Genomic DNA, 22,813 nt, shown 5'->3' with positions numbered 1-22,813 from the left:
TGTGTGGGACACAGTTCCCGGTGTGGGGCGGCGGAAACCGCCCCACACGGGACAGAACACAACTGACGGTACTTCAGGATCGCTTGAGGCGGAACCAGTAGAACCCGTGCCCGGCCAGCGTGAGCAGATACGGCCACTGGCCGATGGCCGGGAACTTCACCCCGCCGATCAACTCCACCGGTTTCACGCCGTCGAAGCGGCGCAGGTCGAGTTCGGTCGGCTGCGCGAAACGGGAGAAGTTGTTCACGCAGAGGACCAGATCGGCGTCCAGTCCCTCTTCGGGGGCGGCCTCGCGGAGGAAGGCGAGCACCGCCGGGTTGGACGAGTGCAGTTCGGTGTACGAGCCGGTCCCGAAGGCACGGTTCTGCTTGCGGATCTCGATCATCCGCTTCGTCCAGTGCAGCAGTGAGGACGGCGAGGCCATCCCCGCCTCCACGTTGGTCACCTGGTAGCCGTGGACCGGGTCCATGATGGCCGGCAGATAGAGCCGTCCCGGATCGCAGGAGGAGAAGCCCGCGTTGCGGTCCGGGGTCCACTGCATCGGGGTGCGCACGCCGTCCCGGTCGCCGAGCCAGATGTTGTCGCCCATGCCGATCTCGTCGCCGTAGTACAGCACCGGCGAGCCGGGCAGCGAGAAGAGCAGCGCGGTGAACAGCTCCATCTGCTTGCGGTCGTTGTCGAGGAGCGGGGCGAGGCGTCGCCGGATGCCGATGTTGGCCCGCATCCGCGGGTCCTTGGCGTACTCGGCGTACATGTAGTCGCGCTCTTCGTCCGTGACCATCTCGAGGGTGAGCTCGTCGTGGTTGCGCAGGAAGATGCCCCACTGGCAGCCCGCAGGGATCTCCGGGGTCTTCGCCAGGATCTCGGAGACCGGGTAGCGGGACTCGCGCCGCACGGCCATGAAGATCCGCGGCATCACCGGGAAGTGGAAGGCCATGTGGCACTCGTCGCCGCCCGAGCGGAAGTCGCCGAAGTAGTCGACCACGTCCTCGGGCCACTGGTTGGCCTCGGCGAGCAGCACCCGGTCCGGGTAGTGCTCGTCGATCTCCCTGCGGACCCGCTTCAGGAAGGCGTGGGTGGCGGGCAGGTTCTCGCAGTTGGTGCCCTCCTCCTGGTAGAGGTACGGCACGGCGTCGAGCCGGAAGCCGTCGATGCCCAGGTCCAGCCAGAAGCGCAGCGCGGACAGGATCTCCTCCTGGACCGCCGGGTTCTCGTAGTTGAGGTCCGGCTGGTGGGAGAAGAAGCGGTGCCAGTAGTACTGCTTGCGGACCGGGTCGAAGGTCCAGTTGGAGGTCTCGGTGTCGACGAAGATGATCCGGGCGTCCGGGAACTGCTTGTCGTCGTCGGCCCAGACGTAGTAGTCGCCGTAGGGTCCCTCGGGGTCGCTCCGGGACTCCTGGAACCACGGGTGCGCGTCGCTCGTGTGGTTCATGACGAAGTCGATGATCACGCGCATGCCCCGCGCGTGGGCCGCGTCCACGAACTCCACGAAGTCGGCGAGGTCGCCGAACTCCGGGAGCACCGAGGTGTAGTCGGCGACGTCGTAGCCGCCGTCCCGCAGCGGGGACTTGAAGAACGGCGGCAGCCAGAGGCAGTCCACGCCCAGCCACTGCAGGTAGTCGAGGCGGGACGTGATGCCCTTGAGGTCGCCGACTCCGTCGCCGTTGCTGTCCTGGAAGGAACGGACCAGGACCTCGTAGAAGACCGCCCGCTTGAACCACTCGGGGTCGCGGTCCTTGGCGGGGGTGTCCTCGAAGGTGTCGGGGACGGGTTCGTTGACTGTCATGATGTGGGTGACCCTCCGGTCTGCGGGGACGGTCGCAGGACGAGTACGTGTGCGGGCGTGACACCCGGCTCGAGGCGCACGTAGTTGGCCCTGCCCCAGTGATAGGTCTCGCCGGTGAGCTCGTCGCGCACCGGCACGGTCTCGTGCCACGCGAGGCCGAGTTCCGGCATGTTCAACGAGACCGTGGCCTCCTGGGTGTGGTGGGGGTCGAGGTTGGCGACCACCAGAACGGTGTTCGGACCCGAGCGCTTGGCGTACGCGATGACGGCGTCGTTGTCCGTCGCGTGGAAGGTCAGGTTCCGCAGCCGGCGCAGGGCCGGGTTCCGGCGCCTGACCCGGTTCAGGGTGGTGATGAGCGGGGCGATGGAGGCACCCGAGCGCTCCGCCGACTCCCAGTCCCGTGGCCGGAGTTGGTACTTCTCCGAGTCCAGGTACTCCTCGCTGCCCTCCCGCAGCGGGGTGTTCTCGCACAGTTCGTAGCCGGCGTAGAGGCCCCAGGTCGGCGAGAGGGTCGCGGCGAGCACCGCGCGCACCTCGAAGGCCGGCCGGCCGCCGTGCTGGAGGTAGGCGTGGAGGATGTCCGGAGTGTTCACGAAGAGGTTGGGCCGCATGTGCGCGGCGGCGTCCCCGGACAGCTCCGTCAGGTACTCGGTCAGTTCCGCCTTGGTGTTGCGCCAGGTGAAGTACGTGTACGACTGCTGGAAGCCGACCGCTCCCAGCGTGTGCATCATCGCGGGCCGGGTGAACGCCTCCGCCAGGAAGATCACGTCCGGGTCGGTCTTGTTGATCTGGCCGATCACCCGCTCCCAGAACACCACCGGCTTGGTGTGCGGGTTGTCCACGCGGAAGATCCGCACCCCGTGGTCCATCCAGTGCCGCAGCACCCGCACGGTCTCCGCGACGATTCCGTCCATATCGTTGTCGAACGCGATCGGATAGATGTCCTGGTACTTCTTCGGCGGGTTCTCGGCGTACGCGATCGAGCCGTCCGGGCGGCGGGTGAACCACTCCGGGTGCTTCTCCACCCACGGGTGGTCGGGCGAGCACTGCAGGGCGAAGTCGAGGGCGATCTCCAGGCGCAGCTCGCGCGCCCGCGCCACGAACGCGTCGAAGTCCTCGATCGTGCCCAGGTCCGGGTGGACCGCGTCGTGCCCGCCCTCCGGCGAGCCGATCGCCCACGGCACGCCCACGTCCTCCGGGCTCGCCGACAGCGAGTTGTTCGGGCCCTTGCGGTGCGTGACGCCGATCGGGTGGATCGGCGGCAGGTAGACGACGTCGAAGCCCATCGCGGCGATCGCCGGCAGCCGCTCGGCCGCCGTGCGGAACGTGCCGGACACGGTCCGCCCGCGGACCTTCCGCACGCCCTCGGAGCGCGGGAAGAACTCGTACCAGGACCCGAAGAGCGCCCGCTCCCGCTCCACCCGCAGCGGCAACGCCGGTGACTTCGACACCAGTTCGCGCAGCGGATGGCGCTCCAGCGTCTCCAGGACCCGGGGCGTGAGGGCCGCCGCGAGCCGGACCGCGGCCGGCCGGGACTCGTCGCGCAGCGTGTCCGCGACGGCGAGCACCGCCTCCCGGCCGCCGCCCTTCTTCGGCACGCCCTTGGCGGCCCGCTCGTGCAGGTCGGCGCCCTCGGCGAGGACCAGTTCCGAGTCGATCCCGGCCGGGATCTTGATCTTCGCGGTGCGCCGCCAGGTCGTCAGCGGGTCGCTCCAGGCCTCGACGGCGTACGTCCACGAGCCTTCGGCGTCCGGGGTGACCTCGGCGCCCCAGCGGTCGGTCCCGGGCGCCAGCTCGCGCATCGGGATCCACGGGCCCGACCGGCCCGACGGGCCGCGCAGCACGACATTGGCGGCGACGGCGTCATGCCCCTCACGGAAGACGGTGGCCGTGACCTCGAAGGTCTCGCCCACCACCGCCTTCGCGGGGCGGCGGCCACAGTCGACCAGCGGGCGGACGTCCAAGACGGGAATACGTCCCATGAGCGGATTCACGGCATCACCTGACGGTTCGCGAGGGTGCGGGTGGTGTGCGCTCTTTCTAGCTCCGTCGGCGGCCGGTTAGTTGCGGGCATGGCCGCTCCTGTGCGCGTTCACTCGAATGGCGGGTCTAGAGGGAGTACGAAGGGGTACGGAAAGGAGCCTTCCCCCGGTTTTCGGGTGGGCAATCCGGCGCTTTGTTAACTACTAGGGCGTAGCCGGACCGGCAAGAACTCCTCCCGGACAAGAAACCGGCCCCGTCCTTGTGGGACGGGGCCGGTGGTGTCCCGGGTCCGGTCCGTGGCTCCGGACCCGGGAGGTGTGCGGGGCCGCGCGACCGGCGCGCGGCGGGGCGGTCACGCCGCTGGGCGGACTCCTGCCCGACGGAAGGTCAGGCGTCCGACGGGCGGTCAGGCGGCAGGCCGGGCGGTCGGACGGCCCGACGGAAGGTCAGGTGGTCGGGGCAGGCGGTCAGGCGGGCTGCTCCTCCGTGTCGCTCGACCACACCTGCCAGGGCTGACGGGTCACCCACTCCTCCACCGGGGCCGGCGTCACGCCCAGCGCCTCCGCCGACACCCCGTCGTCGCCCGCCATCAGCAGCGGGTCGCCGCCCGTCGCCATGTAGTGGTAGATGCCCGCCACCCCGGCCGCCGTCTCCGGCCCGAGGAGCTGCGCCAGCCCCCGCTCGAAGTGCTCGGGCCGCAGCGGCACGTAGCGCACCGAGCGCCCCAGGCCCCGCCCGAACGCCGCCGCCAGGTCGGCGCCCGTCAGCGAGAGCGCCCCGCCGATGTCGAAGACCCTGCCCTCCAGGCCCTCCCGGGTCAGCGCGCCGTACGCCGCCTCCGCCAGGTCCCGGTGCGAGATCCACGCGGTCGGCGTCGCCGACGGCAGCGGATAGGCCAGCACGCCCTCGTTCACCAGGCCCGGCCCGTTCCACGGCGAGAACAGGTTGTCCAGGTACACCGGCGGCCGGACGACCACCAGCGGCAGGTCACGGCCGCGGAAGACCTCCTCCGCGGTCCGGCGGGTCTCGAACGCCGCCACCGTCGTCGGCGCCTGCGGCACCCGGGTGTTGGTGTTGAGGACCAGCCGCTCGACGCCCGCGTCGAGCGCCGCGTCCGCGATGTGCGTCGCGTACGCGCGGACCCGCTCGGCCTCGTACACCAGGGGCAGGGTGACGAACGCGTGCGTGACGCCCTCGAACAGCCGGTGCACCGCACCCGCGTCCGCGAGCTCGCCCGGCACGAACTCCGCCCCGGGCAGCGGCGGCCGGTCGCCCTCCGGGCGCCGCGTCAGCGTACGGACCCGATGGTGCCGCTCGGCGAGCAGCCGCGCCACGGCACCGCCCTGGAAACCGGTCGCTCCCACGACCGCCACCCGCATCGGATTCTGACTGGACATGTGTCGATGAGGCCCTTCGATAGGCTGTGACCGCTGCCGGTTCCGGTTCCCTTCCAGGCTGGTCCCGGCTTTTCATCCGTTCAATTAACAAACAGGGGCGGAAGTTGAGGGATCGTCCATGGCCACCGTGGGAACCCAGGGCACTGACCGTCAGGCCGACCGCGCCACCTTGTCCGAGCGCAGCGAGGCCGAGCACGAGGACCTCCTGAGCGAACTCCTCAAGCCGCTCCGCCTCACCGGAGTCTTCGACAGCCGCTGGCACGTCAGCGCGCCCTGGGCCATCGAGGGCGACGCCGAGCAGAGCTGTGCCGTGCTCCATTACATCGTCGAGGGCGGCTGCTGGATCACCGGCGACGGCCACACGCCGATCGAACTGCGGGCCGGCGACCTCATCGTCTTCCCCACCGGTGTCGCCCACCGGCTCTCCGACTGCCCCGACCGTCAGGGCATCCCGCTCAAGGCCGTGCTGCCCGAGCGCAAGGCCGGCACCTCGGGCGAGATCCGCATCGAGGGCACCGGGGCCGAGAGCCGGCTGCTCTGCGCCGGACTCCACTATGACGCCAGCGCCGCCACCGGCCTCTACCGCGCGCTGCCCTGGGCCCTCGTCCTCGACCGTGCCCAGGTCGACCGCGAGCCGCTGCTCCGCGACACCCTGCGGCTGCTGGCCTCCGCCGACCGGCCCGTGGAACCCGGCGACCGGCTCATCACCCTGCGCGCCTTCGAGATGGCCCTGGTCCTCGCACTGCGCCCGCTGCTCCGCGAACTCGCCGGGAACCCCGCCTCGCTGCCGGTGCTGCGGCACCCCGGTATCAGCCGGGCCCTGGTGATGATCGCGACCCGGTTCGCCGAGCCCTGGACCATCGACTCGCTCGCCCGCGAGGTCGGCATGTCCCGCTCGGCGTTCACCGCCGCCTTCCGCGAACTCGTCGGCGAGTCGCCCGCCCGGCACCTCACCGCCCGCCGTATGCAGGAGGCCGCCCGGCTGCTGACCGAGACCTCGCTCCCGCAGTCGGCGGTCCCGGCCAGGGTCGGCTACCAGAGCGCCGTCGGGTTCCACCTCGCCTTCCGCAAGTGGTACGGCATGACACCGGGCGAGCACCGGTCCGGGGTCGCCAACGCCGCCTGACCGGGGCCGCCGCGCGGCCACCGTCCGAAGCGGGCGTTTCCTCCCGTCGGCCTGGCCGGTTCTTAAGGAGCCCTGGACGGACGTTCATTGCTCTCGGGGGCACGCGCCGGGAGGCTCGGGACGGCACAGCCGCACCACCACCCCCGTGCACCCCGAGGAGAGGCGACCACCGGTGACCAGGTCCGGGCAGGAGTATCTGGAGGCCCTGCGCGACGGGCGGGAGGTGTGGCTGGACGGCGAACGCGTCAAGGACGTCACCGTCCATCCCGCGTTCCGTTCGGCGGCGGCCTCCTTCGCCCGGCTCCACGACCTCGCCGCCGACCCCGCCCACGGCTCCGTCCTGCGCGCCGGCGGCGTGCACCGGGCCTACGCCGTGCCCCGCTCGTACGAGGACCTGGTCGCCCGGCGCCGCGCCTACAAGCTGTGGGCGGAGGCCAGTTACGGCTTCCTCGGCCGCACACCGGACTACATGGCCTCCGGCGCCGCCGGGTTCGCCGCCGTCCCGGACGTCTTCACCGGAGAGGGCTTCGACGGCGCCCCGAACGCCCTGGCCTTCCACCGCCGGCTCGCGGAGTCCGACCTCTTCTGCGCCTTCACCATCACCAACCCGGCCTCCGGCACGGGAGAGGACGACCTGCTCGTCCGGGTGGTCGAGGAGCGCGACGACGGGATCGTGGTGCGCGGCGCGAAGACCGTCGGCACCGGTGCCGTCTTCGCCGACGAGATCCTCGTGGGCACCATCGAACCGCTCGCGCCCGACGACACCGAGCACGCCCTCACCTTCTCCGTGCCCGTCGACACCCCGGGCCTCCGGCTGGTCTCCCGCACCTCCTACGAGCAGCGCGCCCGCTCCGTCTTCGACCAGCCGCTGTCCGCCCGCTACGACGAGAACGACGCACTGCTCGTGTGCGACGACGTCTTCGTGCCGTGGGAGCGGGTGCTCACCTACCGGGACCCGGCCACCACCGCCGGCATGTGGTGGCGCACGCCCGCCTACCTCAACTTCACGCACCAGTCCGCCACCCGCTTCTGGACCAAGCTGGAGTTCCTCACCGGCCTCGCGATCCTGATCATCCGCTCCAACGGCACCGACAAGCTGCCCGCCGTCACCCAGGCCGTCGGCCGGCTCCTCGGCATGGTCGCCCAGGCCAAGGCCTTCGTGCTCGGCGCCGAGGCCTCCTGGGAGGAGGTCGACGGCGGGCGCGGCGGAGTGCGGCCGGGGCAGGAGATCTCCTTCGCCCAGCGGATCATGGCGGGCGAGATCCACCCCAGGGCCGTCGCGGACATCCGGCTGCTCGCGGGCGGCGCGCTGATCCAGCTCCCGGCGAGCGGCCGCGACCTGCTCCACCCCGAACTCGGTCCGCTGCTGCGGAAGTACGTCCGCACGCCCGGCGAGACCGCCGAGGACCGGATCAAGCTCCTCAAGCTGGCCTGGGACGCGCTGGGCTCCGAGTTCGCCGGCCGGCACGAGCACTACGAGCGCTTCTACCAGGGCGCCCCGCACGTCTACCTCACCATGCAGACCTGGGCGGGCGGCGCCGACGACTGCGAGGCGCTGGCCCGCGCCTGCCTCGACGGCTACGACCTGGGGACCGTCCGGTGAGCCCCGCCGCAGCGCCCCGGGGCGCCCTGGGCGTGCTCGCCGCCACCCAGCTGCTGCTGATCATGGACACCGCGATCGTCAACGTCGCGCTGCCCTCGGTCGGCGCCGACCTGGGTTCGGGAGCGGCGGGCCTCTCCTGGGTCGCCAACGCCTACCTCATCACCTTCGGCGGGCTGCTGCTCCTCGGCGGGCGCGCCGCCGACCTGCTCGGCCACCGGCGGCTCTTCCTCGCCGGACTGGCCCTCCTCGCCACCGCCTCCGCGGCCGGCGGGCTCGCCCCGAACCCGGCCGCCCTGGTCGCCGCCCGGGCCGCGCAGGGCATCGGCGCGGCGCTCGCCGCGGCCGCCGCCTTCGCCCTGCTGCTCGTCCTCTTCCCCGACGGGCCCGCCCGCCACCGGGCGCTCGGCGTCTTCGCGGCGATGGGCGGCCTGGGCGGCGTCCTCGGCACGGCCCTCGGCGGCGCCCTCACCGCCCTCCTCGGCTGGCGCTCCACCTTCTGGCTCAACGTCCTCGCGGCGGCCACCCTGGCGGCCCTGACCCCCGCGGTGCTGCGCGGAGCGCCGCAGCGCCCTGACGACTCCGCCGGCTCCGCCGCTCCCGCCCGCCGGCCCGGGTTCGACCTGGCCGGTGCCGTCACCGGCACCGCCGGACTCGGGCTCCTCGCGTACGCGCTCGTCGGCGGCGGCGGGCACGGGTGGCTCGCTCCCGTGACCCTCGCCACCGCCGCCGGCGGGCTCCTCCTGCTCGCGGCGTTCGGTCTCGTCGAGCGGCGGGCCGCCGCGCCGCTCGTACCGCCCGAGGTGCTGCGCAGGCCCGTCCTGCGGCGGGCCAATCTGCTGGCGGGGCTGGCCCAGACGGCGCTGTTCCCGATGTTCTTCCTGGTCAGCCTGTACCTGCAGCACGTGCTCCACCACTCGCCGCTCGGCGGCGGACTCGGGCTCCTGCCGCTGTCCCTGGTCGTCGTCGCCGTCGCCCCGCAGACCGGGCGGATCGTCTTCCGGCTCGGGCTCGCCCGCACCATGACCCTCGGCTTCGTGCTGCTCGCCGCCGGCACGGCCTGGCTCGGGCTCGCGCTCTCCGCCGACGGCGGCTTCGCCGGGACCGTGCTCGCGCCCAGCCTGGTCCTGGGCCTCGCGCTGCCGCTCGTCGTCGTCACCACCAACGTCGCCGCCACCGCCGACGCCCTGCCCGAGGAGACCGGGCTCGCCTCCGGACTCGTCAACACCAGCCAGCAGTTCGGCTCGGTGCTCGGACTCGCCGTCCTCGTCGCCGTCGCCACCGCCGTCACCGGCACCCCCGGCACCACCGGAACCCCCACGCCCGCCGCCGAGACCGGCGGCTTCCGCGCCGCGCTGCTCTGCGGCGCGGCCCTCGCAGCCGTGGCCGCACTCCTCGCCGTACGGCTGCGTCCGCCCGCCCCCGTCACGGCGCCACCGCGCCGCGAGCGGGTGGGCGAGCCGCGCTGACCGCCGCCCCAGCGGTCAGGGCCCACCCCGACACCTCACCTACCTCTCCCGAGGGGGCTTCCGTGACGCTGTACGAACTCGTCGTGCCCGGACTCGACGAACGAACCGACCCGCGCTACCGGGTGGCCGACATCCGCGCCGCCGACCCGCTCGGCGCGGACGCCGTGATGGCCGCCGTACCCGCGATGAACGCCGACGCCGACACCGCCGCGCTCGCCGTCGCCCTGCGCGCCCTCGTCCCCGACCCGGAGCTCGCCGCCGGCTGGAGCGTGGTCGACGCGCTCGCCGCGATGCGCGACCTGGGGGTCCTCCTCGGCTCGCTGAAACGTCACGGCATCCAGCCCGTCACCGCCGTCCCCGAGGTCCTGCCGGTCCTGGAACTCCTCGGCCGGCGCACCGACATGGTGCCCCGCGACACCGTCCACCACTACACGGCCTGGAACCCGCCCGGACCCCGCCGCCGCACGTACACCGGACACCCGATGGAGGCCCACCTCCAGGAAGCCGTACGGATGTCCTTCCCGGCCCTCGTCGCCGCCCTCGACGCCTGCGCCAGGACCGCCCGGCTCGAACCGTACGACCCCGGCTTCGCGCTCGCCCTCGACCGCACCGCCCACCACGTCCAGTCCCTGGTCGACGCCATCGACCTCACCGTCGCCCACGTGACGCCCGAGTACTTCGCCCGCACCCTGCGCCCCTACTTCGAGGAGATCGACGTGGCCGGGCGCGCCTACCTCGGCCCCGCCGCCGCCCAGGTCCCGCTCTGGCTGGTCGACCTGACCCTCTGGCAGTGCGACCGCTCCGACCCGGCCTACGACGCCTTCCTCGCCGAGTCGCTCCCCTACGCCCTGCCGTCCTGGCGCGAGTTCCACGCCCGGCACCACGGCGGCGTCTCGGCCGTCAGCAAGCTCTCGGCCGCCCTCAGCTGGGAGAGCGGCGACCGCATCCCGCCGCAGCTCGCCGCCTCCGCCGACTCGCTCGCCCGCGTCCTGCGCATCCTCAAGTCCTTCCGCGCCCGCCACTTCACCCTGGCCCGCAAGGCCTACCGCGACGACCTGCGCCTGTACGAGGAGGGCAGCGGCGGCGCCCCCGTCGCCCTGCTCCGCACGCTCCTCGACCTCACCCGCGCCAACGAGACGCTGGTACGCCACACCCTCTGACCCCCGGAGAACCCCCATGGCCCCCCACACCCCGCACGTCGTGATCGCCGGCGGCGGCATCGCCGGGCTCACCGCCGCGCTCGCCCTGCACACCGTCGGATTCCCCCGGATCACCGTCGTCGAGGCCGCCCGCGCGCCCCGGCCGGCCGGCGCGGGACTCAACCTCATGCCGGGCGCCGTCCGCGAACTCGACGCGCTCGGCCTGCTGCCCGCCCTGGAGTCGGGCGCCGCCCTGCGCACCCGGGAGCTGCGCTACTACCACCGCTCCGGCGGCCTGATATCCCGCGAACCGCGCGGCCTCGGCGCCGGATACCGCTGGCCCCAGCTCTCCGTCCACCGCGCCCACCTCCAGCGCGTGCTCGGCGACGCCGTACGCGAGCGGCTCGGCCCCGCCGCCGTCCTCACCGGCGTCCGCGTGACCGGCGTGGACGTCCGCCCCTGCGGGCAGCCGCTGCTGCGCCTCGAGCACCGCGACCACGTCGGCCGGCACGGCCGGGCCTCGCTCGAACCCGACGTGCTCGTCGGCGCCGACGGCATCCGCTCCGCCGTCCGCGCCGCGCTCAACCCCGGCGAGGGCCGCCCGCCGTGGAACGGCATGCTCATCTGGCGCGGTGTCTCCCGGATGCCCGCCCGCACGGCCCCGCCCTTCATGCTCATCGCCGGCGACGACCGCCAGAAGGCCGTCGTCTACCCGATGAGCCCCCCGGCCGACGGCCGCGTCCTCGTCAACTGGGCGCTCGCCCGGCCCGCCGGTACCGCGCCCGATCCGGGCGACCTCGGCGACTGGAGCCGCGCCGTCGACGTGGAGACCTTCCTGCACCACTACGACGGCTGGGAGTTCGACGGCGTCCGCGTCACCGACGTGCTGCGCGCCGCCGACACCGCCCACGCCTACCCGATGGTCGACCGCGACCCGCTCGACCGGTGGAGCCACGGACGCACCACGCTCATCGGCGACGCCGCCCACGCCATGTACCCGATCGGCTCCAACGGCGCCAGCCAGTCGGTCGTCGACGCCCGCGCCCTCGCCCGCGCCCTCGCCGCCCACCGCGACCCCGCCGAGGCGCTGCGCGCCTACGAGGCGGACCGGCGGCCCGTCACCACCGCGCTCCAGGAGGCCAACCGGCGACAGGGCCCCGAGGTCGTCATCGACCTCGCCCACCGGCGCGCCCCGCACGGCTTCACCGACATCCACCAGGTCATCCCCGCCGAGGAACTGGCCGCCATCGCCCGCCGCTACGCCGCCACCGGCGCCTTCGACCCGGCCACCGTCAACCAGGGCTCCCCCTACGGGCCACCGGACACGCCCCAGCGCGCCGTGGTGGGACCCGCGGGCGTCGCCTAGGCTCCAGGGCGGAACCGCGGAGGCACAGCGTGGTGCTTCCGCTCCGCTCCGTCACGGCCTGCGAAGGTGGAACACGTGAAGGCAATCCGTCGATTCACCGTGCGTCCCGTCCTCCCCGACACCCTTCGACCCCTCGCCGACCTGGCGCACAACCTGCGCTGGTCCTGGCACGACCCCACCCGCGAACTGTTCCGGAGCGTGGACCCGGAAGGGATCCGCGCCGCCGACGGCGACCCCGTCCGCGCGCTCGGCGCCATCGGCACCGGGCGGCTCGCCGCACTCGCCGCCGACCAGGACTTCCTGGACCGGCTGCGCGCCGCGGCCGAGGACCTCGACCGCTATCTGACCGAACCCCGCTGGTACCAGGAGCAGCCGGGCGAGCCGCCCGCCTCGGTCGCCTACTTCTCGCCCGAGTTCGGCATCACCGCGGCCCTGCCCCAGTACTCCGGCGGCCTCGGCATCCTGGCCGGCGACCACCTCAAGGCCGCCAGCGACCTGGGCGTCCCGCTCATCGGCGTCGGACTGCTCTACCGCCACGGCTACTTCCGGCAGTCGCTCTCCCGGGACGGCTGGCAGCAGGAGCACTACCCGGTGCTCGACCCGGGCGAGCTGCCGCTCACCCTGCTCCGCGAGCCCGACGGCACTCCCGCCCGGGTCACCCTCGCGCTGCCCGGCGGACGCAGTCTGCACGCCCACGTCTGGATCGCCCAGGTCGGCCGGGTCCCGCTGCTGCTGCTCGACTCGGACGTCGAGGAGAACGCGCCCGGCGAACGCGAGGTCACCGACCGCCTCTACGGCGGCGGCAGCGAGCACCGGCTGCTCCAGGAGATGCTGCTCGGCATCGGCGGCGTCCGCGCCGTCCGTACGTACTGCCGGCTCACCGGCGCCCCGCAGCCGGAGGTGTTCCACACCAACGAGGGCCACGCCGGCTTCCTCGGGCTCGAACGCATCCGCGAGCTCGGCGAGCGGCAGGGTCCCGGAGGACTCGGGCAGGGGCTCGACTTCGACGCCGCCCTGGAGGCGGTACGGGCCGGGACCGTGTTCACCACCCACACGCCCGTCGCCGCCGGCATCGACCGCTTCGACCGGGCGCTCGTCGCCCGCCACTTCGGCGAGGACGGCGCGCTGCCCGGCGTCGACACCGGCCGGATCCTCGCGCTCGGCGACGAGACGCCGCTCGGCGGGGAGCCCGGACTGTTCAACATGGCCGCCATGGGGCTGCGGCTCGCCCGCCGCGCCAACGGCGTCTCCACCCTCCACGGCTCCGTCAGCCGCGCCATGTTCGCCGGCCTCTGGCCCGGCTTCGACGCCGAGGAGATCCCGCTCACCTCGGTCACCAACGGCGTCCACGCCCCCACCTGGACCGCACCGGAGGTCGCCCGGCTCCGCCCGGACGCGAGCGACCACGAGCTGTGGGAGCTGCGCCGCACCCTGCGCGAACGGCTCGTCCTCGACGTGCGGCAGCGGCTGCGGGCCTCGTGGCGGCAGCGCGGCGCGGCCGCCGCCGAACTCGGCTGGACCGACGGCGTCCTCGACCCCGACGTCCTCACCATCGGCTTCGCCCGCCGGGTCCCCTCGTACAAGCGGCTCACCCTGATGCTGCGCGACAAGGACCGGCTGCGGTCGCTGCTGCTGCACCCGGAGCGGCCGGTGCAGCTGGTCGTCGCGGGCAAGGCGCACCCGGCGGACGACGGCGGCAAGAAGCTGGTGCGGGAGCTGGTGCGGTTCGCCGACGACCCTCGGGTGCGCCACCGGATCGTGTTCCTGCCGGACTACGGCATGGGCATGGCCCGCGGCCTGTACCCGGGCTGCGACGTGTGGCTCAACAACCCGCTGCGGCCGCTGGAGGCCTGCGGCACCAGCGGGATGAAGGCCGCGCTCAACGGCTGTCTGAACCTGTCGGTCCTGGACGGCTGGTGGGACGAGTGGTTCGAGCCGGACTTCGGCTGGGCCATCCCGACCGCCGACGGTGCCGCCGCGCTCGACGAGGAGCGCCGCGACGACCTGGAGGCCGCCGCGCTCTACGAGCTGATCGAGCGCCGGGTCGCGCCCCGCTTCTACGACCGGGGCCCGGACGGCGTGCCGGCCGGATGGACCGCCATGGTCCGGCGCACCCTCGCCGACCTGGGCCCCAGGGTGCTCGCGGACCGGATGGTGAAGGAGTACGTGGAGCGGCTCTACGCCCCGGCCGCCGCGGCCCACCGGGCGCTCGGCCCGGACGCGGCGCGCTCGCTCGCGGCCTGGAAGGCCCGGGTGCGCGGGGCCTGGCCGAAGGTGTCGGTCGACCACGTGGAGGTGGGCGACGACCTCCAGGACGCGGAGCTCGGCGCGACGCCGGCCGTCCGGGTCCGGGTGTCGCTGGGCGAGCTGCGTCCCGAGGACGTCGAGGTGCAGGCGGTGACCGGGCGGGTGGACGCGGACGACCGGCTGCTCGATCCGCAGATCGTGGTCCTCAAGCCGGCGGGCGGGCCCGACCTGGAGGGCCGGCTGCCGTACGCGGGCGCGCTGTCCCTGGACCGCACCGGCCCGTTCGGCTGCACGGTCCGGGTGCTGCCCTCGCACCCGCTGCTCGACCACCCGGCGGAGCCGGGCCTGGTGGCACTGCCGACGGAGACGACGGGGGAGGGGGCGGGAGTCCTGATGCGCTGAACTCCCGTGAGGGAGCGACGCGTTGATTGGTCTGGACCGGGGTATTGACGCGTTCATGGGGTGCCTCTACGTTCCACGCTCGACGCGGAGTTCATTCTCCCGACCTGCGTTCACATGACGGAACATCAGCGAACGAAAGGCACCCCCCACATGCGCCTGCGATCCCTGGTCCTGACCGTGACGGCGGCCGTCGCGCTCATAGCGGCCCCGACGGCCGCCGCCGGTCCCGCCGCCGGTCCGTCCGCCCCCGCGGCCGGCCGCCCCGCCCCCGCCGCGGCGGAGGCGCCCGCGGCCTTCACCCACCCCGGCGTCCTCGTCAGCGCCGCCCAGCTCGACTTCGTACGGTCCAAGGTCCAGGCCGGGGCCCAGCCCTGGAAGAGCGCCTTCGACCAGATGATGGCGAGCCCCTACGCCTCGCTCACCCGCACGCCCAGGCCCCGCGAGATCGTCGAGTGCGGCTCCTCCTCCAACCCCAACTACGGCTGCACCGACGAACGCCAGGACGCCGTCGCCGCGTACACCCAGGCCCTCGCCTGGTACCTCACCCGGGACGCCCGGCACGCCAGGAAGGCGATCGAGATCATGGACGCCTGGTCGGCCGTGATCAAGGACCACACCAACTCCAACGCCCCGCTCCAGACCGGCTGGGCCGGCTCCTCCTGGCCCCGCGCCGCCGAGATCGTCAAGTACACCTACAGCGGCGGCTGGCCGAACGCCGGACGCTTCGCGACCATGCTCCGCAACGTGTACCTGCCGGAGGTCTCCGGCGGCGCCGCCCTCACCAAGAACGGCAACTGGGAACTCATCATGACCGAGGCGGCCATCGGCATCGCCGTCCACCTGGAGGACCGCGCCGCCTACGACAAGGCCGTCGCCACCTACCTCGGCCGCGTCCCCGCCTACGTCTACCTCGCGGGCGACGGCGCCCTGCCCGAGCCGCCGCCGAACAGCTCCGTCGACACCCGCGACGAGATCGTGAAGTACTGGCAGGGGCAGACCACCTTCGTCGACGGCATCTCCCAGGAGACCTGCCGCGACTTCGGCCACACCGGCTGGGGCCTGGCCGCCGCCGTCCACACCGCCGAGACCAGCCGCATCCAGGGCCAGGACCTCTACCCGCGGGTCTCCGAACGGCTCCGGCACGCGCTCGGCTTCCACACCAGGTACGAGAACGGGACCGCGGTCCCGTCCTGGCTGTGCGGCGGCACGGTCAGGACGGGCCTCGGCCCGGTCACCGAGGTCGGCTACAACGCCCTGCACCTCCGCCTGGGCATCGGCATGACCAACACCGGGATCTACACCGAGGCGCGCCGCCCCGCCGGGACGGACAACTACTTCGTCTCGTGGGAGACCCTGACCCACGCCGAGAACCCCAGCTGAGCCCTCCGCCCGGCTACGGGACCCGCGCCTTGTCCGCCAGGCGCCCGTCCGCGTAGCACAGCCGGTACACCGGGATCGCCGCCAGCATGGTCGAGCGGTAGTACAGACACTCGTCCATGCCGGGCGGCTCCGCCGGGGCCCGCTGCGGGCGCCCGTCGAGATGACGGTCCGGCAGGTGCCCGGCGACCTCCGTACGCGACTGGCCGACGCGGATCCGGGCGTAGTCCTCCGGCTCCAGGAACGTCTGGTGCTGGGTGTACAGGGCGACGCCCGCCATCAGCAGCCCCAGCCCGGCGAGCAGGGCCAGCGGGATCCAGATCGCCCGGGCGAGCCCCCGCCGCACCTGCCGCCGCGCCAGGTCCAGCTCCCGCGCCGACCGGGGCGCGGCGGGCCGCGGGGACGGCCGCCGCAGCGGCAGCACGGCGGACAGCTCGAACCCGCCCTCGGCGGTGACCCGGTGCCGCAGCGAACCGCCCGCGAGCCGCACCCGCTCGTCGAGCCCGACGAGCCCCGTACCGCCGGACACCGGCCGGGAGCCCTCCGCCGGGCGGCGGCCGTCGCCGTCGGGGACCGGGCCGTCGCCGTCCGGCCCGCGGCCGGCGCCGTCCGGGCCCGCCGGCCCGCTGGTGACCCGCACCCGCACGGTGCTCGCGTCGCGCGTCACCGCGACCGCCACCGGCGCTCCCGGCGCGTGCTTGGCCGCGTTGGTCAGGCCCTCCTGCACCACACGGCGCAGGGCGCGGGCGGCCATCTCCGACGACGGCTCCGCCGCGTCCTCCAGGGTGACCGCCATGCCGGAGGCGCGGGCCCGGGCCACCAGCTCGCCCACCGACTCGTCCGGCGGCGCGACCGGAGCCTCCTCACCGTCCTCGCGCAGCACGCCGATGATGTCCCGCAGCCGGGCCGTGGCGTCCGCCGCCGCCCGCCGCAGCTCGCCCGCCGCGCGCTGCTGGTCGGGTCCGAGGGCCGGGTCGAGTTCGAGCGCGCCCGCGCGCAGCGCGAGGAGCGCCAGGTCGTGACCGAGGGAGTCGTGCATGTCGCCCGCGATCCGGGACCGCTCGCGCAGCCGCTCCCGGTCGGCGACCGCCTTCTGCTCGCGCTCCATCCGGTCGGCCAGTTCCCAGCCGCTGCGCACCAGCCGGTCGTACTGCCGCACGTAACGCCCGATCAGCCAGGGAGCGACGACGGCCAGCGCCATCGAGAGCAGCAGCGCGAACCAGTGCACCAGGGCCACGCCGGTCACCAGGACCAGGACGAGCCCCGCGACCGGAACCGCCGCGAACAGCCACAGGGCCGTGCGGGTCCGCGCCTCCCGGCGCCCGGCGAGATAGCCGAAGGCGACCAGCGGCAGCACCGACGAGGGAGTGAAGAGCTCGGGCGCCAGCGCGAGCGACACCGCGACGGTGAGGGCGAGCGGCGCCACCGGCCACCGCCGGCCCATTGCCACGCACACCGCGAGCAGCGCCACGCCCACGGCCACCGCGGTCCACGAGCCGCCGTCGTTCGGATCGGACTTCAGCAGCACCGGTACGCACAGCAGCAGCCACAGCAGGACGTCGAAGGTCCGCTCCAAGCCCTGCCCGAAGCCCCGCTGACCGGGCCCGTCGGCGCCCGGCCGGGCGGCCGGCTCACGCATCGGGGACCAGACCCGCCTCGTACGCGAGGATCGCCAGCCGCACCCGGTTGCGCAGCCCGGTCCGGCCGAGGACCGCGCTCACATGCGCCTTGACCGTGGCCTCCACGACGTGCAGCCGCGCGGCGATCTCCTGGTTGGACAGACCCGCGCCGACCAGGCCGACGACCTCCCGCTCCCGGCCGGTGAGCGAGGCGAGCCGGTCGCGTGCCTCGGCGGCCCGGCTGAACCGCGCGCCGCCCAGTGTGTCGATGACCCGCCGCGCGACGGCCGGTGAGAGGAACGCGGCGCCCCCGGCGACCGCCCGCACCCCGGCGATCAGCTCGCGCGGATCGCCGGACTTCAGCAGGAAGCCGCTCACGCCGCTGCCGAGGGCCCGCTCGATGTACGCGTCCTCGGAGAAGGTGGTGAGCACCACCACCGCCGCGCCGGGCGCGGCCCGCCGCAGTTCCTCGGCGGCGCCGAGGCCGTCGAGCCGGGGCATCCGGATGTCGAGGAGGACGACGTCGGGCCGGTGGGTGAGGGCGAGTTCGACGGCCTCGTGGCCGTCCCCGGCCTCGGCGACCACCTCGATCCCGGGATCGGTGGCGAGGATCGCCTTCACTCCGGCCCGGATCATCGCCTCGTCGTCCGCGAGCAGCACCCTGATCATCCGGCCAGCCTACGCAGACGCGCGGACGCCCGGAGGGAACGTTCCCTCCGGGCGTCCTTCGGATCACTTCCGGTGCGACCCGCCCCTTACGGGAAGGTCAGCTTGAAGCTGTTGATGTAGCCGGTGTCGATCGCGGCCTTGTCCTGGACGCGGAGCTTCCAGACGCCGTTGGCGACCTCGGAGGAGGCGTTTACGGTGTAGGTCTGGTTGATGTTGTCGGCGCTGCCGCCGGAGCGGTTGTGCAGGTTGTAGACCGAGCCGTCGGGGGCGACGAGGTCGACGACGAGGTCACCGATGTAGGTGTGGACGATGTTCACGCCCACGGAGAGGTTGCTCGGCGCGTTGCCGCTGATGCCGGACACCGTCAGGGACGAGGTCACCGCGGTGCTGTTGTCCGGGATCGAGACGTCGGCGTCGTTGGTGAACACCGTGCCGCCGCCGGGGCCACCGGGACGGGAGCCGACGTTGATGGCGGCCCAGGCGTTCTCGACGGCCGTGACCTCGGCGCTGCCCGCGCCGTAGAGCTCGGTCGCCGCCGCGACGGTGCCCGTGCGGGCGCCGGCGTAGTTGGTGTTGGAGCTGAACTTGGTGGTGAGCGCCTTGAACCAGATCAGCGAGGCCTTGTCACGGCCGATGCCGGTGACGGGCAGACCGTCGGAGGTCGGCGAGTCGTAGTTCACGCCGTTGATGGTCTTGGCGCCGCTGCCCTCGGAGAGCAGGTAGTACCAGTGGTTCGCCGGGCCCGAGGAGTAGTGGACGTCGATCGAGCCGATGCCCGAGTACCAGGCGTCCTTGGACGAGCCGTCCTTGCTCGGCTTGTCCATGTAGCGCAGCGGGGTGCCGTTGCCGCGGATGTCGATCTTCTCGCCGACGAGGTAGTCGCCCTTGTCGTTGGCGTTGTTGGCGTAGAACTCGACCGCCGCCGCGAAGATGTCCGAGGTGGCCTCGTTGAGGCCGCCGGACTCGCCGCTGTAGACCAGGCCGGCGGTGTTGGAGGTGACGCCGTGCGTCATCTCGTGCGCGGCCACGTCGATGGAGGTCAGCGGCTTGGAGTTGTTCGAGCCGTCGCCGTAGGTCATGCAGAAGCAGGAGTCCGACCAGAAGGCGTTGACGTACGCGTTGCCGTAGTGGACCCGGGAGTACGCGCCGACGCCGTCACCGCGGATGCCGGAACGGCCGTGCACGTTCTTGTAGTAGTCCCAGGTGAGCGCGGCACCGTAGTGCGCGTCGGCGCCGGCGGTCTCCTTGTTGGAGGGCAGTCCGTTGCCCCAGACGTCGGTGCTGTTGGTGAACAGCGTGCCGGTGCCGGAGGTGCCGCCGTTGAGGTTGTACGTCTTGTGGTTGCCGCGGCCCGTGTCCGTCAGGGTGTAGGACGGGGCGGTGCCGAGCGTGACCTGGCCGCTGTACATGGTGTTGCCGGTGCCGGTGTGGACACCCTCCCACTCGTACAGCTTCTGGCCGGTCCTGGCGTCGGTGACGACGTGCAGCTCGCTCGGCGTGCCGTCGTGCTGGATGCCGCCGACGACCGTCTCGTACGCGAGGACGGGCGTGCCGTTCGCGGCCCAGACGACCTTGCGCGGGGCGCGCTCGGCCTTGGTGCTCTTGGAGCCCTCGGCGTTCGCGAGGCCGACCGCCTGCTTCTCGGCGGCGGCCGGGGCGACGGTCGCCGCGGCGGTGTCCACCTTCGTGATGTCGGCGCGGGTGGCCTTGGAGACGGAGGTGGTCGCGCCGGCCTTGGTCTCGGCGACGATCAGGTCACCGCCGAGGACGGGCAGCCCGTTGAGCGTGCGCTCGTAGCGCGTGTGCGTCGTGCCGTCGCGGTCCTGGACCACGTCGCGGACGACCAGCTTCTCCTGCGCGCCGAGGCCGAGCTGCCGGGCCGTCTCGGCGGTGTCCGCCTGCGCGGCCTTGATGAGCGCGGCGCGCTGGGCCGGGGAGAGGTCGGCCGGCAGCTTGCCGGGGTTGGCCTTGCCGGCGGCCTGCGCCTTGGGCGCGGCGCCGAACTGGTCGGCGGTGGCGGTGCCGGTCTGGACGCCGACGGCGATCATGGCGGCGGCAGCGATCAGGGCGCCGGTCGCGGTGGCGCGACGGCTGGGCGTGGATCTCACGCAGACTCCTTTTGCGAGGGGGGTACCGGGTGGCTGGGTGGGCCGCCCGGGCAGAGCAAGCAGAGCTGTGGAGCACGTACGGGTGAACTCGTGAACGCGATTGCGAAGAGCCGGGGGAGAGAGTGACAGGTGTGGACGGTGCCTGTCAGGAGCGCGTCAACAAGTTGACCGGAAATCGTCCGTTGCCCGAAAGGGCGTGTTCGTTAAGCGGACGTTTCACCGGCCATGACCGCGACGCCGTCCGCCGCTCTCCGCAGGCCGAACGCGAAGAGTGACTCCAGGTCCGGCCCGAAGTCGCACTCGTCGACCAGGGAATCGAGCGGGGGAGCGGAACCAGCCGACCGGATCACGCCGCACCGTGGCTTGTTCCTTTCCCTCCGCCCGCCACCGGAGGGGTCCGTCCTCCGGCACGCCCGCACCCCGAAGTCGCCCGCCGGTCCCACCCCTTGGACATGCGGCTGCCAAGGCACGGGCCGTCGGTGCCGATCTCCGGGGCCGCGAGGACGGCAGGGTGCGGGAGCGGCCTCAGCCCACCAGGCTGTCCCGCCAGGCCCGGTGCAGACCCGCGTAACGGCCCTCGCCGCCCACCAGTTCGGCCGGCGAACCGTCCTCCACGACCCGGCCCGCCTCCATCACCAGCACCCGGTCGGCGACCTCGACCGTGGACAGCCGGTGCGCGATGACCACCGCCGTACGGCCCGCGAGCACCGTGTCCATCGCGCGCTGCACCGCCCGTTCGCCCGGCACGTCCAGCGAACTCGTCGCCTCGTCCAGGATCAGGACGGCCGGATCGGCCAGCAACGCCCTGGCGAAGGCGACGAGTTGCCGCTGACCGGCCGAGATCCGGCCGCCGCGCTTGCGGACGTCCGTGTCGTAGCCGTCCGGCAGGCCCGCGATGAAGTCGTGCGCGCCGATCGCCTTCGCCGCCTGCTCGATCTCCGCGCGGCTCGCGTCCGGCCGGCCGATCGCGATGTTCTCCGCGACCGTCCCCGAGAACAGGAACGCCTCCTGCGTCACCATCACCACGCCCCGCCGCAGCTCGGGCGTCGACAGGTCCCGCAGGTCCACGCCGTCGAGCAGCACCCGGCCCTCCGTCGGGTCGTAGAAGCGGGCGAGCAGTTTCGCCAGCGTCGACTTGCCCGCGCCCGTCGCGCCGACCACCGCGACCGTCTGGCCCGCCGGGACCGTCAGGTCGAAGCGCGGCAGCACCTCGCCACCCGTCCGGTACGCGAACCGGACGCCCTCGAAGACCACCTCGCGACCCGGCGCGCCCCCGCTCCGCTCCGGCAGCGGGCGCGGCGCCGCCGCCTCCGGGACGCCCGGCTCCTGCGCGAGCAGGCCCGCGATCTTGGCGAGCGAGGCCGCCGCGGACTCGTACGAGTTGAGGAACATGCCGAGCCGGTCGATCGGGTCGTAGAGCCGCCGCACGTACAGCACGGCCGCCGCGAGCACACCCAGCTCCAGACTGCCGTCCGCCACCCGCCACGCGCCCCACAGACACATCCCGGCCACCGCCGTGTTGGCGACGAGCCGCGAGCCCACCACATAGCGGGCCATCTCGAGCAGCGCGTCGCCGTTGCTCCGCGCGTGCCGGTCGTTCAGGACGGCGAACTCGGCGTCGTTGGCCCGCTCCCGGCGGAAGGCCCGCACCGGCCGGATGCCGTTCATCGTCTCCGCGAACTTCACGATCACCCCGGCGATCGCCGTCGAGCGCTCCGCGAAGACCACGGCCGAGCGGCACCGGTAGAGCCGCACGAGCAGGTACAGCGGCCCGAAGGAGGCCACCGCGACCGCGCCGATGCCCAGATCGAGCCAGAGCAGCACGAGCGAGATCGACACGAAGGACAGGACGACGCCGATGAGTTCCTGCAGACCCTCGGCGAGAAGCTCGCGCAGCGACTCGACGTCGGTGGTGGACCGGGAGATCAGCCGGCCGGAGGTGTAGCGCTCGTGGAAGTCCACGCTGAGCGCCTGCGCGTGCCGGAAGATCCGCCCGCGCAGGTCGAGGAGCACGTCCTGGTTGATCCGGGCCGCGGCCCGCACGAAGACGTACTGCAGCAGTGCGCCGCCCGCCGCGCACAGCAGATAGCCGAGGGCCACGACGACCAGCGGCCCGTGGTCGCCGTCCCGGAAGGCCGGCACGCCCCGGTCGATCGCGTACGCCACCAGCAGCGGACCCGCCTGGAGCGCGGCCTGCTGCACGAGCAGGACGAGCGCGGCGACCGCGACCCGCGCCTTGTGCGCGGCCAGCAGCGAGCGCAGCAGCCGACCGGTGGCGCCGGGGGCGACGGGCAGGTCGTCCTGGTCGAAGAGGTCCGGCCGGTGGGCGGTGCCGGGGTCCGGGGCCTGGGCGGTGCCCGGGTCCGGGGTCTTCGCGTCCGGGCGGTGGGCGGTGCCGGCGTCCGGGGCCTCCGCGTCCGGGCCGTGACCGGTGCCGGGGTCCGGGGCCTGGGCGGTGCCCGGGTCCGGGGTCTTCGCGTCCGGGCGGTGGGCGGTGCCGGCGTCCGGGGCCTCCGCGTCCGGGC

General features: G+C 73.4%; 14 protein-coding genes. 7 read left to right on the top strand and 7 right to left on the bottom strand.

Annotated elements, in window-relative coordinates:
• Positions 1-73 precede the first annotated feature (73 nt).
• From treS to ACFVGS_RS13250, 3 genes are all read right to left on the bottom strand, one after another.
• On the bottom strand, positions 74-1,786 hold the full coding sequence (gene treS / locus ACFVGS_RS13260) for a maltose alpha-D-glucosyltransferase (RefSeq protein WP_384413470.1): 1,713 nt from the start codon (positions 1,784-1,786) through the stop codon (positions 74-76).
• Entirely contained in the window at positions 1,783-3,768 is a 1,986-nt protein-coding gene (locus tag ACFVGS_RS13255; RefSeq protein WP_385692529.1) for an alpha-1,4-glucan--maltose-1-phosphate maltosyltransferase, read from the bottom strand. The genes treS and ACFVGS_RS13255 overlap by 4 nt, the downstream gene beginning before the upstream one ends.
• A gap of 468 nt (positions 3,769-4,236) precedes the next feature.
• Positions 4,237-5,166, bottom strand: coding sequence for an SDR family oxidoreductase (locus ACFVGS_RS13250; RefSeq protein ID WP_384413464.1), 930 nt, complete (start codon positions 5,164-5,166; stop codon positions 4,237-4,239).
• Positions 5,167-5,293: 127 nt separating this feature from the next.
• Here ACFVGS_RS13250 and ACFVGS_RS13245 point away from each other — a divergent pair, with 127 nt between their 5' ends.
• From ACFVGS_RS13245 to ACFVGS_RS13215, 7 genes are all read left to right on the top strand, one after another.
• Complete coding sequence (locus tag ACFVGS_RS13245; protein ID WP_385692570.1) at positions 5,294-6,292, top strand: AraC family transcriptional regulator; 999 nt, start codon at positions 5,294-5,296, stop codon at positions 6,290-6,292.
• 172 nt (positions 6,293-6,464) lie between these two features.
• On the top strand, positions 6,465-7,895 hold the full coding sequence (locus ACFVGS_RS13240) for a 4-hydroxyphenylacetate 3-hydroxylase family protein (protein ID WP_385692528.1): 1,431 nt from the start codon (positions 6,465-6,467) through the stop codon (positions 7,893-7,895).
• Positions 7,892-9,361, top strand: a complete 1,470-nt coding sequence (locus ACFVGS_RS13235) for an MFS transporter (RefSeq protein WP_385692527.1) — start codon at positions 7,892-7,894, stop codon at positions 9,359-9,361. The genes ACFVGS_RS13240 and ACFVGS_RS13235 overlap by 4 nt, the downstream gene beginning before the upstream one ends.
• 62 nt (positions 9,362-9,423) lie before the next feature.
• Positions 9,424-10,521, top strand: coding sequence for a monodechloroaminopyrrolnitrin synthase PrnB family protein (locus tag ACFVGS_RS13230; RefSeq protein ID WP_385692526.1), 1,098 nt, complete (start codon positions 9,424-9,426; stop codon positions 10,519-10,521).
• 16 nt (positions 10,522-10,537) lie between these two features.
• Positions 10,538-11,866, top strand: a complete 1,329-nt coding sequence (locus tag ACFVGS_RS13225) for an FAD-dependent monooxygenase (protein WP_385692525.1) — start codon at positions 10,538-10,540, stop codon at positions 11,864-11,866.
• Between the two features lie 75 nt (positions 11,867-11,941).
• Entirely contained in the window at positions 11,942-14,515 is a 2,574-nt protein-coding gene (gene glgP, locus ACFVGS_RS13220; protein WP_385692524.1) for an alpha-glucan family phosphorylase, read from the top strand.
• Between the two features lie 150 nt (positions 14,516-14,665).
• Positions 14,666-15,895, top strand: a complete 1,230-nt coding sequence (locus tag ACFVGS_RS13215; protein WP_384413449.1) for an alginate lyase family protein — start codon at positions 14,666-14,668, stop codon at positions 15,893-15,895.
• Positions 15,896-15,908: 13 nt separating this feature from the next.
• On the opposite strand, the gene ACFVGS_RS13210 is transcribed toward ACFVGS_RS13215, so the two are convergent.
• The 4 genes from ACFVGS_RS13210 to ACFVGS_RS13195 form a co-directional block, all read right to left on the bottom strand.
• Entirely contained in the window at positions 15,909-17,531 is a 1,623-nt protein-coding gene (locus ACFVGS_RS13210; protein WP_385692523.1) for a histidine kinase, read from the bottom strand.
• On the bottom strand, positions 17,524-18,180 hold the full coding sequence (locus ACFVGS_RS13205) for a response regulator (protein WP_384413444.1): 657 nt from the start codon (positions 18,178-18,180) through the stop codon (positions 17,524-17,526). Before ACFVGS_RS13205 ends, ACFVGS_RS13210 begins: the two co-directional genes overlap by 8 nt.
• Positions 18,181-18,266: 86 nt before the next feature.
• A complete protein-coding gene (locus ACFVGS_RS13200; protein WP_385692522.1) occupies positions 18,267-20,288 on the bottom strand; it encodes a M4 family metallopeptidase in 2,022 nt (673 codons plus the stop codon).
• Between the two features lie 525 nt (positions 20,289-20,813).
• A partial coding sequence (locus ACFVGS_RS13195; RefSeq protein ID WP_385692521.1) for an ATP-binding cassette domain-containing protein occupies positions 20,814-22,813 on the bottom strand: 2,000 nt, incomplete at its 5' end.

Origin of the sequence: Streptomyces sp. NPDC127114, assembly GCF_042677525.1 — a bacterium.
Taxonomy (GTDB): Bacteria; Actinomycetota; Actinomycetes; order Streptomycetales; family Streptomycetaceae; genus Streptomyces.
This window is presented reverse-complemented; position numbering and strand designations above follow the sequence as displayed.